Raw genomic sequence first — 13,850 nt, forward strand, 5'->3', positions numbered from 1 at the left:
TTGCCGATCTTACGGTTAAAATCGTCTTAATGCGCGAAGCGATTGGGATCGTAATCCCTATCCGTCGCGCGCCCCTCGATCAGATCCAGCAGGATCTGCGCCGCCAGAGGCGCGAACACATAGCCGTTGCGGCGCATGCCGGTCGCCACCAACACGCCGGATGCCGCATCGCGACCGATCAGCGGCCAGCCGTCGGGCGTGGCGGCGCGCACGCCGACGCGCGCCTGAGCCTTGCTCAGATCCACGTCCGGCGTCAGGGCCTGCGCGCGGGCCTTGAGGTCGGCGACGATATCGGCGTCAATCCCGGCGTCGTCGCGGCCCGCCTCCATGGTGGCGCCGAACTTGGCGGACTCGGCGTAGCGCGCCCAGTAACCGCTGGCGGCGCGCAGCACGCCGCGTCCCGCCACGCCGGGAACGTCCAGCAGATGGCCTTTGATGGGAGTCAAACAAGCCAGAGACGGAACCTGACCGGCGAAGGCGCGCGCGCCATAACCGGCGGCGATGATGACAAATTCGGCGTTCCGTCGCGTTCCGTCCGCAAGCATGACGTCATCGCCGCTCACACGCTCGACGCGGTCGCAAATCACCTCGCCGCCGAGCGCCAGCAGATGCGCTTGCAGCGCGTTCAGTGTCGCCGCCGCCTCGACCAGTCCGTCGCCGCGCACCCGCATACGCCCCTCGCCCGCAGGCGTCAGAGGCGCGCCCGTCTTCGCCAGCCGTTCAAGCGCTTCCGGCGATCCAATATAGTCCGACTCCTGCGCCAGGGTCGCGACAACGGCGTCACGCGCAGCCTGCGGCCAGGCCGCCTGCAAGGTCCGCCAGACGGTTTGCGCCGCTTTCAATCGTTGAAACGCCATGGCGGTATCGGCTTCGTTCATCGCCTCCAGCGCCGGAGCGATCATGCCCGCTGCCACGCCGGACGCCGTGTGTTCCGAAGACTCCGCGGCGATGACCGTAACCTTATGGCCGCTGTCACGCAGGACCACGGCGCAGGTCAGGCCGACAATGCCGCCGCCAATGATGAGAACTGATTTTGGGGAAGAAGACGCCATAGGCGCGTGTTAGCCGCTTCAAAACCAAAACGCCATGCGGCATTCCGTGCCGGGTGCGCTTTTTTCAGTGTCGGGCGAACTTGCGATGGTACCGCCTGCAGGTTTCGAACCGGCTACCTCCAGAGCCACAATCTGGCGCTCTACCAAGTGAGCTAAGGCGGCACATCATCGCAAGGCCGCATCCTCTAATATGGGCGGCGCGGGCAATCAAGCCTTTTCCGGCAGAAAACTGTGATTTTAGGTCGCGTCCTTTGTCCAGACATAGGTGAGGCGTTTGTGCGCGCCGGGTTTCGCCTGACCTGGCTGTAGATGAACTTCGGTTTCAAAACGGTGGACGACCTTAAAGGCCTCCGCGCGTCCGGCAGGGTTGGCGCTGACGATGCGGCAATCCTTGAGACCGCCATCTGCGCGCACCACGCAATCCAGTTTCACCCTGGCGACGTCTTCTTTGATCACCGGATGGCGCGCCGCGAAGCCGCTCATATCGTCGGCCAGCGCGGGCGTCGCCAAGGCTGCCAACGCCAGCGTCATAGAGATGACTGTACGCATGATACCTCTCCTTTCTTCTGAATTCGGACGTTTGGTATCGGGGCGAAGCCCTGATAGACTTCACCCCAAAGACTAGCCCAGCGTCCACTTGACTGTGGTGCGCAGTTTCGAGCCGACGCGCACTTCGCCCTGATGGGTGTCAACGCGACCGCGTTCCTGCACCATGCGCGCTGTAGCGGCCCCAAAGCCATAGCCCTTCGGTGTTTCGCTGACGGCGACGCAGGCCACGCGGCCCTTGTCATCCATGACTGTGCATTCGACCATGCTGCTGCCTTCGACCTCATTATCGAGGGCGCGCGGCGGGTAATAGCTGGCCAGGGCGTTGCTGTCGGGGAAGCGCGTCCAGTGCGGCGTCACATAGACAGGGCCGCTGCTGCTGGCCGAGGCGCTGGCGCTGGTCACTGGCGTGTTGTCGATCACCGGCGCGACGCTGGATGCGGTCTGCGCCACGGGTTTGACCGGAGCGATCGGCGTGGTCGCCACGGTTGGCGGCGGGGTCAGCGGCGTCTCGTGCGGGACGATGCGCGGCGGGACAGGATGCGTCGTTTGCGGCGGAGGCGGCGGCAAGGTTTCCAGCGTCAGCCCGATGGACGGTTGCGGCGGCGGCGCGGGCTCCGGCGCAGGACCGCTGAAGCTTTGGTGGATCAGATACCAGACCAGCAGCACGTGCAGCAGGACGGCCAGGCCAATGCCCCAGTACAGCGACTTCGACAGGCCCTGCGGCTGGCCCCGGTCGTAGAGCGGAATGTGGTCGTTGCGGATAACATCAATCATAAGCGTCTCCTTTGTGGTTAAGGCTACGCAGAAGGCGGACCGGCGGCGGGTCGCGGATGTGACGGCGCGCGCGGGTCACGGAACCTGCATCAAGAGTGCGCAACTGTCGTTTCTTGTTGTTATCTTATTACCGTATCAAAATCACGCCTTCATGGAAAATCCCATTTCTGTGATCACAGGTTGCCGTAGCGCCAACAAAAAAACGCCCCGGATCGCTCCGGGGCGTTTTCCTGTTCGGTTTGCATAACCGCTTAGCCGAGCACCCACTTATAGGTGAACTTCTTGCGGTCGCCATCGCGTAGCTGACCGCCGACCGATTTCGGGTCAACGTGAGCGTAGCGAATGAACGCCTTGACCGTCGCGGCGCCGAAGCCATAGCCCTTGGGGCTTTCGCTGACGATGTCGCACGACGTGACCTTGCCCGAAGAATTGATGGCGCAGTCGATCGTGACCGTGCCTTCGACTTCGTTATCCAGAGCGCGCTCCGGATAAAGGTCCGCCAGTTGGTTGCCGTTCGGATAGCTCCACTGGCCTTCCACATAGTGGGGGCCTGCGGGCGCCGGAGGAGGCGGCACGTTCTGGTTCATTTCAGCCGGCGGCGCCTTGTAGTCCTGGTGCTGTTCCTTGGGAACAGGCGGCACCGGGATCGGCGGCGGCGGCGTAACGTTCGGCACCGGCGGCGTTTCACGCGGCTGCACCACGGGGGGCGGCGGCGCTTTCGGCGGCGGAGGCGGCGGAGGCGGAGGCGGAGGCGGCGGAGGCGGCGGAGCCACCAGATCGACCTTCACCTTCTCGTCCTTGAACTTGATTTCCTTTTCCTTGAACTTAGCGTTCCAGAAATAGTAACCCACGCCTAAGTGTATAACGGCGGCGACGCCAATCCCGACCCACAAAGAAGCTGCATTCTTCTTCTCAGGCGGATCAAGAATAGGGTCCCGTTTTCTATGGGGTGTTTCTTCCATCGAATCTAAGACCCTTTGTTATTCGCGTCTTCACCGACGAGCGCCACGCTGTAGAAGCCGGAATCCTGCAACTTGTTCATGACCTGCATGAAGTCGGCGTAACGGGTTAGCCTGTCACAACGAATGAAGATGCGTTCCTGCTCCGGGTCGCGCTGACCGATCGCCTTCTTGAGGTCGTCCCCAAGCTGGTCAATCGAGGTTTCGCTATTGCTGATGTACAGGCTCCCGTCTTTTTTGAGCGAGATGTACACCGGCTTTTGCGGGTTTGGCTGCGGTTTAGCCGTGGCTTTCGGAAGTTTTACCTCCACCGACACAGTGGCGAGCGGCGCCGCCACCATGAAGATGATCAGTAGAACCAGCATAACGTCGACGAACGGAGTTACGTTAATGTCCGAATTGGCTTCGACGTGAAACTTCGAGCCGCCACCACCTGATAGCTTGGCTCCCATATCGCTTACGCCCCTTTGTCGAGTTGACGCGACAGAGAGTTCATCAGTTCGGACACAAACTGCTCAGAGCGCGTGCCGTAGTTGGTGATGCCGGTGTTGAAGAGGTTGTACATCACGACGGCCGGGATAGCGGCGATCAGGCCGAGGCCGGTCGCCATCAGCGCTTCGGCGATACCCGGAGCGACGACGGCCAGGTTGGTCGTACCCGAGTTGGAGATGCCGATGAAGGAGTACATGATGCCGTAAACCGTACCGAACAGACCGACGAACGGACCGGTCGAACCGACCGAGGCCAGGAAGGACAGACCGCCCGACAGGCGCTTGGCCAGACCGGCCTGAACGGCGGCGACCGAAGCTTCGGCGCGGTGCAGGGTGGCGTCGCGGTGTTCGCCCGAAACCGACAGACCGGCTTGCTTGGACAGTTGCACTTCTTCGGTGGCGACGGCGGCCATATCGGCCAGCGGGTTGCCCGCGAATTCATCCGAGGTGGCGATGCGGTTGATGTCCGCAATCGAGCGGGCGCCGCGATAAGCTTCGAGGAACTGCGTGGTGACGCGGTTCAGCGAACCGAAGTCCATCATCTTCATGACCAGCAGAACCCAGGAGATGACCGAGCAGACGGCCAGCAGGGTCATGACGATCTTCACGGTCCAGGTCGCGCCGGAGAACATCGACACGAAATCGACGTCAACCTTCTTGGGCAGGGCGGCGGTCGAGGCCGACGAATCGTCGGTCGAGGTCGCAGCAGCGTCAGCCGCAGGCGCCGACGCAGCGGCCGCCGACGTGGCGTCCGGAGCGGTCGCCGTGGCCGCAACGGCCAGGGCGGGGGTGCTCATGATGAGCGCCGCGGCGCCAAGCAGAGCAGCAAACTTGTTGTGTTTCTTGTGTTCGAGCATTTTTCGCCAATTCCTGATTATGGACATTCCCTGCTAAGGGCCGACCAAGGACTAAAGGGGGGAAGCGTTTACCCCATGTTAAAACCACAGACCCGCCACCGCAACGACGCCCTTTTCGGTCGATCGTCCCGTCAGCGGACCCCTCGCGCCTGACAGCCCGCGCACAGATCTACGTCCGTATCGCGCGCCAGAGGCGCAAACCCTGCCCGATGGTCCGACATGAACCACAAGGCGACCCATTTGTTCGCAGAGGCATTCCACGCACAAATCGGTTTGGGCCTAAATGATCCGGCAAAGCCTTAAACGTCAAGACGTCTGTTACAGACTTTTTCATGACGCGTGATCGCAACCTCTACGACCCTACATATATATTGCGTCAAAACTTCAAACATGTCCGATAGTTAATCTTCAGCCGACGGTAAAAATTTTTAAGCGGCTCAAATGAAAAAAAATCATCAAAACTGCCCTGTGACGCTCAGAAGGCGAGCAGCTCGGCTCACCGCACAACCTGAAGGCTATCGCGAACAATGTTACCGCTCCCATATGTTGAGCGGCATGGCGTTCAATTTTCGCGCGCCAAGGATGGAGAATCACGCACGGCGATACCCAGGCCGCTGGCCTTCATGCCGACTTCATATAAGGAAAAGGTGGTGCCTGGAGCCGGAATCGAACCAGCGACACGCGGATTTTCAATCCGCTGCTCTACCAACTGAGCTATCCAGGCCTGTCGCGATCAGCGCGCTTTTCGCCAGCGCCGTTGCGGAGGCAGGTCTATAGGCGAGGGTTTTTGCCTTGTCCAGCCCCGACCAGCGCAATTTCTGAAAAAATCAGAACCTATCCCCATCCGCTTCATGGGCAGGCGCATCGGCGCCGCCGTCATCCTCGTCAATCGCCAGCCCGCCCGCGCCGTCGATGACATACTCGCCCTTGAGCCAGTGGACCAGATCGACGTCGGCGCAGCGTTTGGAGCAGAAGGGCGCATAGGATTTCGCGGCATTGACGCCGATTTCGGGCGCGTCTTCATAAGGTTGGCGGCAGCGCGCGCATTTCCGAACCGTCATGTCAGCATCACCTCCGTCTGCGCGGCGCTCTCCAGCCGCATCACTGCCGCCAGCGGATCAAGCGATCCGGCCAGTTGCGTTCGCACCCTATCTAATATCGTCGCAGGCGCGCGCAAGGTCAGAAACCTGCCAGGCTCCGCGCGGCGCGCCGCCTCGCGCAGCAGCAAATGCGCGTGACGCAGCGGATCGTCGCGCCGGTCCATCAAAGGCGTCGCCGCCCACGGACGGACAAATTCCAAAGTCCCGAACTTACCCAGCGCGCCGATCTGGACCGGCTCATCGCCAAAGGCGGCGCGCAGGAGGCCCGTCAGGCGCGCGCCGTCATGACGCTTGCCGATCAGATCGACCACCACCAGCCCGGCCAGCCCGCTCAGACGCAGACGGCGCGCGACCTCGGCCATCGCCCGCTCATTGCACGCCTTCGCGAAAGCGCGCGGCGTCAGAACGCTCTCGCCAGCGCCCGCATCGACGTCGCAGGCGATCAGGGCGCGCGTGCGCTCAAGGCTCAGATGGCCGCCGCCCGACATCGGGCCGGAGGGCGACAAGGCCTCGGCCTCAGCGGCGTCGAGCACATCAGGATCGTCCAGTTCGGCGACCGCGCCGCCCGCCAGAGCCAGCAGGCGCTCGCGTAAAGACGCGACAGGCGACAGACGGCGCAACGCCCCCTGCCCTTCTTTCAGCAACCGCGCCCGCGCCCGCTTGCCCGCGCGCGCCTCGGCGACGATCTCGATCTCGACAGCGGCGCCTTCCGGCAATTTCGCCAATATCTCCTGCGGCGCGTCCAGAATCGCTTCGGCGCCGTCGGCCAGAGTCAGAAACGCCATACCGCCCGCCTTGGCCGTCAGCCGCGCCAGCGAGACGACGCCGAGACGATCGAGCGCCGGATCGTTCTCCAGACCCTCCTGATAGCAAAACGGTCGTCCGTCGAGCAGCAGCGCGCCGCGCGCCAGCCCGAACCGGCTCTCATAGACGAGCTGGATCACGCCCGCAGCCCCGCGCCTTCGAGCAGGCAGCGCGTCTCGTAGAGCGGCAGCCCCATCACGCCCGTATAAGAACCAACCAGATGGGTGACGAAGGCGCCCGCCAGCCCCTGAATCGCATAGCCGCCCGCCTTGCCGACGCCCTCGCCGCTGGCGATATAGGCGTCGATGTCGGCGGCGCTCAGACGTTTGAAACTGATGCGCGTCTCGACCAGTCGCGACGACAGCCGTCCGTCCGGCGCAACCACCGCAACGCCGGTATAGACGCGGTGGCCGCGCCCGGACATCCTCTCAAGGCACAGGCGCACATCCTGATCATGATGCGCCTTATCCAGAACGCGGCGGCCCATGGCCACCACCGTATCGGCGGCCAGCACCACGCCGCCCGCGTGCGACGCGGCCACGCAGCGCGCCTTATCGACGGCCAGCCTCTCGGCCAGCCGTGCAGGCGTTTCTTTCGGCAAAGGGGATTCGTCGAGATCGGCGGCGGCGATAAGGTCGGGCGTTAGCCCGATCAGGGCCAGCAGATCGCGCCGCCTCGGGCTGGCGCTGGCCAGAATAAAGGGCGCGGCGCGCACGTCCTTGACCACGCTGTTACCGGAAGCGGTAGGTGATGCGGCCCTTGGTCAGATCGTAAGGCGTCATTTCCACCAGAATACGGTCTCCGGCCAGCACACGGATGCGGTTCTTGCGCAGCTTGCCCGCCGTATGGGCAATGATCTCGTGGCCGCTGTCCTCAAGCTTCACGCGAAACGTGGCGTTGGGCAGCAGTTCGACAACGGTTCCCGGAAATTCCAGCAGTTCTTCTTTAGCCATTCGGCCTCTCGATGGACGGCCCGGTCATGGCAGACTCAGGGCGCGGGTGTACAGGACAGGTGCGCCCCTTTATACCTAAAGCCTTCCGGAGAAAAGCCCTAATGGCCGGGAACAATGCGAAAACGCCCCCCGCGCTAGGCGGGAGGCGTTGTCATCAAGCTTTCTGACGTGGGGGGAATCAGAACTTCTTGACAAGGTTCAGCGAAGTGGTGGTCGAAGACCCCTTATCGCCATTGAAGTCGGACTTGGTCACATCGGCGCGCAGCGCATAGTCCGAATTGAGGTGGTACTGGGCGCCGACGCCGTAATCGAGCGCCGTGCCCTGCTCCAGCTTGCCGGCGGCGGGCGGAGCCTTCATATCGGTGTCGGAAACGCCGACGCGGCCAATCAGGTCGAAATTCTGCGACACCGGCAGATAACCGACGCCATAGGCGCCCCACTTGTTGGTCAGCTTGTAGCGACCGGCGGCGGTGTCGTCGTGGTTCGTGCCGAAGGCGGCTTCGCCCTCAACGCCGAAATAACGGTTCAGCTTCGTGCCGACGCGCGCATCGACGCTACCGAGATTGGAATTGGTCTTGTCGTTATTGCTGTTCTGATAGCCCAGCGAGCCATAGACATGGCCGACTTCCTGAGCGGAAGCCACGCCGGTCAAAGCCAGAGACGCGGCGACGCCCGCCGCGGCGATGATGAGGATCTTCTTCATAATGTGCTCCATAGTTCGTTACGGCGATCGTTTCGTCGCCTGAGGAAAATATGGAGACGCGCCCCGGCCTTCGTGGGGCCTTTCCGAGGTCGTTTTTAGGTATTTGCGCCCGATTGCGGCGAAAAGGACAGGTTTGCGCCGCAAGTGCGGCCAAAGGTCTGCTTTCCGCCGGAATCGGGCCATGTAGATGAACCCGACATGAACGGCTAAGCCTTACAAAAATGTAAGAAAATCATAAGGATAGGCAATTATTGCCGATCAGTTCCGCACCAGCGCATTGATGAGCGTGAACAGGCGGCGCGACGTCTCATGATCAATGTCGATCTTGCCCTTGAGGCGTTCGGTCAGCAGTTCGGCGCCTTCATTATGGACGCCGCGTCGGCCCATGTCGATCGACTCGATCTGGGCGGGCGTGGCGTTCTTCAGCGCGTCATAATAGCTTTCGCAGATCATGCGATAATCGCGCAGCATCATCTTGAACGGCGTCAGCGACAGCAGAATCTTGCGCACATAGCCGGAGCCGCTGATATCGAACACCAGCCGGTTATCCTCCAGCGCCAGTCGCAGATCGAAAGGCCCCTCCGCGCCAGCCTCCGCCGCCCCTTCGGGGGTAAAGCTGTTCTTTTCGATCAGGTCGAAGATCGCCACCTTGCGTTCGTGTTCGATCTGGTCGGACGGCGCCGCGAGGCTGTTTTCGTCGATATCGATGCTGGCGAGACGCATGGCTTAGTCCGTCTGATGATTGGGCGCCGACCGCGCGCGACGCGGCGCGGCCAGGTCGAGCAGGGTCAGATCGACGCATTCGGCTTCGATGCGCACATCCTTAGCCCCCTCGCCCGCGAAGCGCAATGTCAGGGCGACGGCGGGCGCTTCCAGCGCCTCAACCGCCAGGTCGAGCAGGCAAAGCGGCGCCGCCGAAGCCTTGGGATCAAAGCCGCGCGCCTGCACCCGCAGCACAGAGGCGACGCGCAGAACCGACGGCGCGCGCAAAGCCCGTCCTGACGCGGCCTCGTGGCAGAAGCGGTTCATCGTCATCGTAAAATGCCGCGCCTCGGCGTCATAGCTCAGATCGCCCGCGCGCAAGGCGGCGTCCTGAACCAGCGCCGCGACGGCGGCCACGTCCTCCGGCGTCTCCGCGATCAGACGCAGAGGCTTTGACGGTTTGCCCCAGCCGAACATCTATTCCTCTTCCGGGATCGACGAGTCGCCCTTGAGGCGCCGCACATTTGCGCCGCAGGCCGACAGCTTGCCCTCAAGATTCTCAAAGCCGCGGTCGAGGTGATAGACGCGGTTGACGACGGTTTCGCCGCGCGCCGCCAGCCCCGCAATCACCAGGCAGGCCGAAGCGCGCAGATCGGTGGCCATCACCTGCGCGCCGCGCAGCTCGGTGACGCCGCGCACCACGGCTTCGCCGCCGCTGACCGAAATATCGGCGCCCAGACGCCCCAGTTCCGGGACGTGCATGAAGCGGTTTTCAAAAATCGTCTCGCGTATCGTCGATTCGCCGTCCGCCAGCGTCATCAGCGCCATGAACTGCGCCTGCAAATCGGTGGCGAACCCCGGATAGACGTCGGTGGTCACATCGACCGGCTTGAGACGCTGGCCGTCCTTGCGCGTGATGGTCACGGTGTCGAAGCCGCGATGCACCTCGCAGCCCGCCGCCTCCAGCTTGTCGAGCAGGATGGCGATCAGGTCCGGGCGCACCTTGGTCAGCCGCACCTCGCCGCCCGCCATCGCCCCGGCCACCGCATAGGTGCCCGCCTCGATGCGGTCGCAAATCACCGGCCAGTCGGTCCCGTGCAAGCTGGTGACGCCTTCGACCACCATTGTCGAGGTTCCCGCGCCGGAAATGCGCGCGCCCATGGCGTTCAGGCATTCCGCCAGATCGACGATCTCCGGCTCGCGCGCGCAGTTCTTCATTTCGGTCGTTCCGTGCGCCAGCACCGCCGCCATCAGGGCGTGTTCGGTGGCGCCGACGCTGACGAAGGGGAATTCGATCTCGCCGCCCTTCAGGCCGCGCGGCGCCTGAGCGAAGACATAGCCTTCGTGCATGTCGATATGGGCGCCCAGCGCCTCCAGCGCCTTCAGGTGCAGATCGACCGGACGCGCGCCGTTGGTGCAGCCGCCGGGCAAAGACACCTTGGCGTGGCCGGTGCGCGCCAAAAGCGGCCCCAGCACATTGAACGAGGCGCGCATCTGGCGCACCAGATCATAGGGCGCGAAGGCCGAGGTGATTTCCGGCGTATGCAGCCGCATCTCCTGCCCGCCCTCGCCGTCGCTTTCGCTGACGCCGCAGCCGAAACGCTGCAACAGGCGCGACAGCAGGCGCGTATCAGCCAGACGCGGCATATTGGTCAGGCGCACCGGCTCGGAGGTCAGCAGCGACGCCGCCATCAGCTTGATGGCCGAATTCTTGGCGCCGGAAATGGGAATGTCCCCGAACAGAGGGCTGCCGCCCACAATAGCGATGCGATCCATAAAACCTGAAATTCCGTCAACTCATCCGCACCACAGCGGAAAGAGCGGTTCTACATGACCTTGTGCGCCGTGCAACGACTTTTGCGTAAGGGTGCGGCTCGCATTTGCGTGATCAGGTTTGCGCGTCATCCGTGTCGGGCTGTTGTGTCTGAGACGCCTTACGTCTGCGCAGATTGTCGCGCAGCGCCGCCTGCAAACGCTCGGCGCGTTGTTCGGCGGCGGTTTTCGGTTGCGTGGGCTCGGTTTTCTTCGACATGCGACGTGATCCTTCGCATCCGTCCTAAAAAATGCGGGGAATAATTGCAAGTCCCGGCATTTTTCGCTTTGCCTTCGCACAAAGTTTGGCTATGACGCACGCCTTCGCCGCCGTAGCTCAGTGGTAGAGCGCATCCTTGGTAAGGCTGAGGTCGGCAGTTCAATCCTGCCCGGCGGCACCACGGGGAGCCAGACCGACAAGGTCATGGCTCCCCCCCTTCCCCCTCTTGTCAATCGCTTCGATCAGCGCTTTGCGTTTGGCTTCGCAGCTCGTCAGCGCGACTTCCTGCGCGATCGAAAAGTCCGCCAGATCCGCGACCGTCCGCACCGTCGCCGGATCCGGCGACCGACAGGCTTGCCGCGCCATCGGCGGAACCATCACGGGCGTCGGCGGCCTGACGCACGCGCTCAAGCCCGCCGCGCCAGGCGTCGATAACAGCAGACTCATCGCAACCTGGCTGATCCGCCGCAGCTTTGGCGATCTCATCATGCGCCTCCTTCGCCGCCTGCGCGGCCTTATCGTGAACGACAATCAACCGGGTTTCGGACTTTTGGGCCTGCGCCGCGGCCTGAACCTGCGCCGTCGCCGCGCGCGTCTGATCCGCCGCGTGTTCGGAAAGAGCCCGCGTCAGGTAACCGGCGCCGTAAGCCGCGATCAAGATCAGCGCCAGCGCGCCCGCATCCTTCCACATCACAGCCCCCGCTCGCACAGTTGGCGCTCGGCGGCGCGGCGGCGCGCCAGCCCCGCGACGCGACGCCCCTTGACATAGACCCAGCGCGATAGCTGCGCGCAGGCGGCGCGGTCCTCGCCCTTCGCCACCAGCGCCGGAATCGACGACCGGCAATAGGCGCCGGTGTTGAAATTAAAGCTCGTAAACGCCGCCAGCATGGCGACCCGCCCGGCCAGCCGCGGCGAACAGGCCAGCACCGGCTGCGCATGCGCCAGTGCGTCCTTCCGCAGCAGCGCCGCGCACTCGGCGTCCTCATAGCGCCGCGCCTGCACGTCGCCCGTATGGCCAAAACAAACGGTGAGAATCCGCCCCATATCGAGATAGGGATCGTTCGCCCGCCCCTCCCAGTGCGCGATCAGCGGAATCGCCAGCGCCAGAGCCGCCGCCAGCGCTGCGGACGCCGCAGCCTGCGTCCTCACCGCCCCGCCCGACGCCTGCATGCGTTTTAGCCACGCCCTGACCCGACCGAGCCGTTCGCGCACCGTGTCCTGCGCCACGAACTTGGCCGCCAGCCCCGCCACGCCCAGAATCAACGCCGCCCGCTCATGCGCAGCGCCATGCAGAACCGGCAGCACGCCCGGCAGAAGCTGAACCAGCCAGCCCGGCAGGATCAAGGCCGCCCCCAGCACAAATAGAGCCGCGCTCCACAGCCAGGTGGACCAGTGCCGCAGCGCGTCGAACCGCACCATCCTCATGCCGCCACCGCCACATTGGTTCCGGCCAGCCGCCAGTCCGATCCGCTCCAGCACGCCAGCCCGCCCGAACCTGCGCCCGCCGTCTCCTGCGCGCCCGCGCCGTCAAACACGCGCGCATCGCTGGCATAGGCCAAGGTTCCCGCCGCCACGCCCGTGGTCGGCAGCTCCGCCACCAGGCAGACCGGCAGGGCCAGCCGTCCGCCTGCGTCGATCAGCGTCCCGGCGGGCGTCGCCACCGAACCGTCCGACGCGATGCTCAGCGCGGTGACGTAGCTCGCCCCGTCCGGCGACACCTTGAAGCTGAGCGTATCGTCGCCCAGCAAGCCGACGACCGCCCGCGTAACATAAGCGTCCTGCATCAGAATCTGCGCGCTGTGGCCGCTGGCCGCCTTGTTCAGACTGAGGCTGAAATCGCCGTCATCGCCCGCGGTCAGAAGCGCCGCCGCGCCGCGCACGATCATGACATTATAGCTGTCCGGCGTTGCGCCGATCCCCAGCCCCGTCAGGTCGGACAACGCCTTGATCGCCGTCTCGAACGCGACCCAGGCCCCGCCGATCTTCAATACGAACCGGCCTTCGTCGCCGATCAGAACCAGCGCGCCTTCGGGGATGTCCACCACCTCCCAGGTTCCGCTCTCGGCGCGCGCCAACGTCCCGGCGCTCAAACTCCCCCAGGTTGCGCCCGTGGGACTTGCGGGCAGGATATAGGCGTCGCCGTCACCGGGCGAAGACGGCTCGGCGGCGGTCGCACGGCTGATCACGCGCGCCTGTACGAGGCTTTCCAGCCGCATCAGGGCGGCGTTCATGACAAGCTGTTTCTGGGCGTGGTCGCCGATCAAAGACAGACCGAGACGGGGCGTTGCATCGCTCACGACAAGACCTCATGGACGTCAAAACTGTCCATGCAGTCTGCGCCCGCTTTTTAAGGCGGGGATTGTTCAGCCGAGATAAACCACGCGCGTCTTGCCCTTCATGGCGCGCATATCAGCGACATTCTGCGCATGCGAGCCGTCCTGACGCGCCTGCGCGGCGCTGGCTTCGACATAGTGGGTCTTCTCGATATTGCGCTGAATCATGTGCGCGGCATAGAGATGCCCCTGAAACAGGGTGTCCGCCGCCGAGCCGAGGATCGGGATCACCGTATCGCCGAAGCTCAGGCCCGCATCGGTCGCCAGCGCCAGTCCGGCGGCGATCAATGTGGTCAGATCGCAGCGCGCCCGCGCGCCCTGAACGAGGATAAAGGCGCCCGCCAGCACGGAATAGGCGACATCGACGCCGGGAATCGGTATCCATGACAGGATGCCGTCCAGACCGATCAGATTGATTGGTCCGATGCCGATAATGCGATCGGACAGGCGTTTGACCGTATCGACGGAGTCATGGATTTTGAGAATGTCCTCGTGCGTTCGCGCCCGCATCGCCTTGCGCCTCCCAAAAGCGTGTGTCAGA

At 63.8% G+C, this 13,850-nt stretch carries 19 protein-coding genes and 3 tRNA genes; 1 reads left to right on the forward strand and 21 read right to left on the reverse strand.

Going from position 1 to position 13,850, the window contains the following annotated elements; all coding sequences use genetic code 11:
• Positions 1-26: 26 nt before the first annotated feature.
• The 17 genes from ACTHLA_RS14580 to ACTHLA_RS14660 form a co-directional block, all read right to left on the reverse strand.
• Positions 27-1,052 carry an NAD(P)/FAD-dependent oxidoreductase gene (locus tag ACTHLA_RS14580; RefSeq protein WP_440190839.1) on the reverse strand — a complete coding sequence of 342 codons (1,026 nt, stop codon included), beginning with the start codon at positions 1,050-1,052 and terminating at the stop codon, positions 27-29.
• Positions 1,053-1,138: 86 nt separating this feature from the next.
• Positions 1,139-1,214: transfer RNA gene (locus ACTHLA_RS14585), tRNA-His, on the reverse strand.
• A 75-nt stretch (positions 1,215-1,289) separates the two neighbouring features.
• Entirely contained in the window at positions 1,290-1,601 is a 312-nt protein-coding gene (locus tag ACTHLA_RS14590; protein ID WP_440190842.1) for a hypothetical protein, read from the reverse strand.
• A 72-nt stretch (positions 1,602-1,673) separates the two neighbouring features.
• Positions 1,674-2,375: a hypothetical protein gene (locus tag ACTHLA_RS14595; protein WP_440190844.1), complete on the reverse strand. Its 702-nt coding sequence runs from the start codon at positions 2,373-2,375 to the stop codon at positions 1,674-1,676.
• 251 nt (positions 2,376-2,626) lie between these two features.
• Positions 2,627-3,268 carry a TonB family protein gene (locus tag ACTHLA_RS14600; RefSeq protein ID WP_440190847.1) on the reverse strand — a complete coding sequence of 214 codons (642 nt, stop codon included), beginning with the start codon at positions 3,266-3,268 and terminating at the stop codon, positions 2,627-2,629.
• Between the two features lie 74 nt (positions 3,269-3,342).
• The gene (locus ACTHLA_RS14605; RefSeq protein WP_440190850.1) at positions 3,343-3,786 is read right to left on the reverse strand and encodes a biopolymer transporter ExbD; all 444 of its coding nucleotides are present in this window, start codon (positions 3,784-3,786) and stop codon (positions 3,343-3,345) included.
• A gap of 5 nt (positions 3,787-3,791) precedes the next feature.
• On the reverse strand, positions 3,792-4,682 hold the full coding sequence (locus ACTHLA_RS14610; RefSeq protein ID WP_440190853.1) for a MotA/TolQ/ExbB proton channel family protein: 891 nt from the start codon (positions 4,680-4,682) through the stop codon (positions 3,792-3,794).
• Between the two features lie 648 nt (positions 4,683-5,330).
• A tRNA-Phe gene (locus tag ACTHLA_RS14615) sits at positions 5,331-5,406 on the reverse strand.
• 103 nt (positions 5,407-5,509) lie between these two features.
• Positions 5,510-5,743, reverse strand: a complete 234-nt coding sequence (locus ACTHLA_RS14620; RefSeq protein ID WP_440190856.1) for a DNA gyrase inhibitor YacG — start codon at positions 5,741-5,743, stop codon at positions 5,510-5,512.
• A complete protein-coding gene (locus ACTHLA_RS14625) occupies positions 5,740-6,726 on the reverse strand; it encodes a ribonuclease E/G (RefSeq protein WP_440190859.1) in 987 nt (328 codons plus the stop codon). The genes ACTHLA_RS14620 and ACTHLA_RS14625 overlap by 4 nt, the downstream gene beginning before the upstream one ends.
• Positions 6,723-7,313 carry a Maf family protein gene (locus ACTHLA_RS14630; RefSeq protein ID WP_440190862.1) on the reverse strand — a complete coding sequence of 197 codons (591 nt, stop codon included), beginning with the start codon at positions 7,311-7,313 and terminating at the stop codon, positions 6,723-6,725. Before ACTHLA_RS14630 ends, ACTHLA_RS14625 begins: the two co-directional genes overlap by 4 nt.
• Before the next feature lie 4 nt (positions 7,314-7,317).
• Positions 7,318-7,539 (reverse strand): translation initiation factor IF-1, encoded by a 222-nt coding sequence (infA, locus tag ACTHLA_RS14635; protein ID WP_440190865.1) that lies wholly within the window; start codon positions 7,537-7,539, stop codon positions 7,318-7,320.
• 178 nt (positions 7,540-7,717) lie between these two features.
• A complete protein-coding gene (locus ACTHLA_RS14640; protein WP_440190868.1) occupies positions 7,718-8,242 on the reverse strand; it encodes a porin family protein in 525 nt (174 codons plus the stop codon).
• A 258-nt stretch (positions 8,243-8,500) separates the two neighbouring features.
• Positions 8,501-8,965, reverse strand: a complete 465-nt coding sequence (locus tag ACTHLA_RS14645; RefSeq protein WP_440190871.1) for a UPF0262 family protein — start codon at positions 8,963-8,965, stop codon at positions 8,501-8,503.
• A 3-nt stretch (positions 8,966-8,968) separates the two neighbouring features.
• A complete protein-coding gene (locus tag ACTHLA_RS14650) occupies positions 8,969-9,421 on the reverse strand; it encodes a DUF2948 family protein (protein WP_440190874.1) in 453 nt (150 codons plus the stop codon).
• Positions 9,422-10,720 carry a UDP-N-acetylglucosamine 1-carboxyvinyltransferase gene (gene murA, locus ACTHLA_RS14655; RefSeq protein ID WP_440190877.1) on the reverse strand — a complete coding sequence of 433 codons (1,299 nt, stop codon included), beginning with the start codon at positions 10,718-10,720 and terminating at the stop codon, positions 9,422-9,424.
• Positions 10,721-10,832: 112 nt separating this feature from the next.
• Positions 10,833-10,976: a hypothetical protein gene (locus tag ACTHLA_RS14660; protein WP_440190880.1), complete on the reverse strand. Its 144-nt coding sequence runs from the start codon at positions 10,974-10,976 to the stop codon at positions 10,833-10,835.
• Positions 10,977-11,082: 106 nt separating this feature from the next.
• Between ACTHLA_RS14660 and ACTHLA_RS14665 the strand changes: the two genes are divergently transcribed.
• Positions 11,083-11,157: transfer RNA gene (locus ACTHLA_RS14665), tRNA-Thr, on the forward strand.
• A gap of 48 nt (positions 11,158-11,205) precedes the next feature.
• Here ACTHLA_RS14665 and ACTHLA_RS14670 read toward each other — a convergent pair.
• The 4 genes from ACTHLA_RS14670 to ACTHLA_RS14685 all read right to left on the reverse strand — a co-directional run bounded on the left by ACTHLA_RS14670 (position 11,206) and on the right by ACTHLA_RS14685 (position 13,819).
• Positions 11,206-11,667: a hypothetical protein gene (locus ACTHLA_RS14670; RefSeq protein ID WP_440190883.1), complete on the reverse strand. Its 462-nt coding sequence runs from the start codon at positions 11,665-11,667 to the stop codon at positions 11,206-11,208.
• Positions 11,667-12,395 (reverse strand): lysozyme, encoded by a 729-nt coding sequence (locus ACTHLA_RS14675; RefSeq protein WP_440190886.1) that lies wholly within the window; start codon positions 12,393-12,395, stop codon positions 11,667-11,669. Before ACTHLA_RS14675 ends, ACTHLA_RS14670 begins: the two co-directional genes overlap by 1 nt.
• A 2-nt stretch (positions 12,396-12,397) precedes the next feature.
• On the reverse strand, positions 12,398-13,273 hold the full coding sequence (locus ACTHLA_RS14680; RefSeq protein ID WP_440190889.1) for a DUF2793 domain-containing protein: 876 nt from the start codon (positions 13,271-13,273) through the stop codon (positions 12,398-12,400).
• A 66-nt stretch (positions 13,274-13,339) separates the two neighbouring features.
• On the reverse strand, positions 13,340-13,819 hold the full coding sequence (locus tag ACTHLA_RS14685) for a DUF4112 domain-containing protein (protein ID WP_440190892.1): 480 nt from the start codon (positions 13,817-13,819) through the stop codon (positions 13,340-13,342).
• Between the last annotated feature and the right edge of the window lie 31 nt (positions 13,820-13,850).

Origin of the sequence: Asticcacaulis sp., from assembly GCF_051956075.1 — a bacterium.
Taxonomy (GTDB): domain Bacteria; phylum Pseudomonadota; class Alphaproteobacteria; order Caulobacterales; family Caulobacteraceae; genus Asticcacaulis.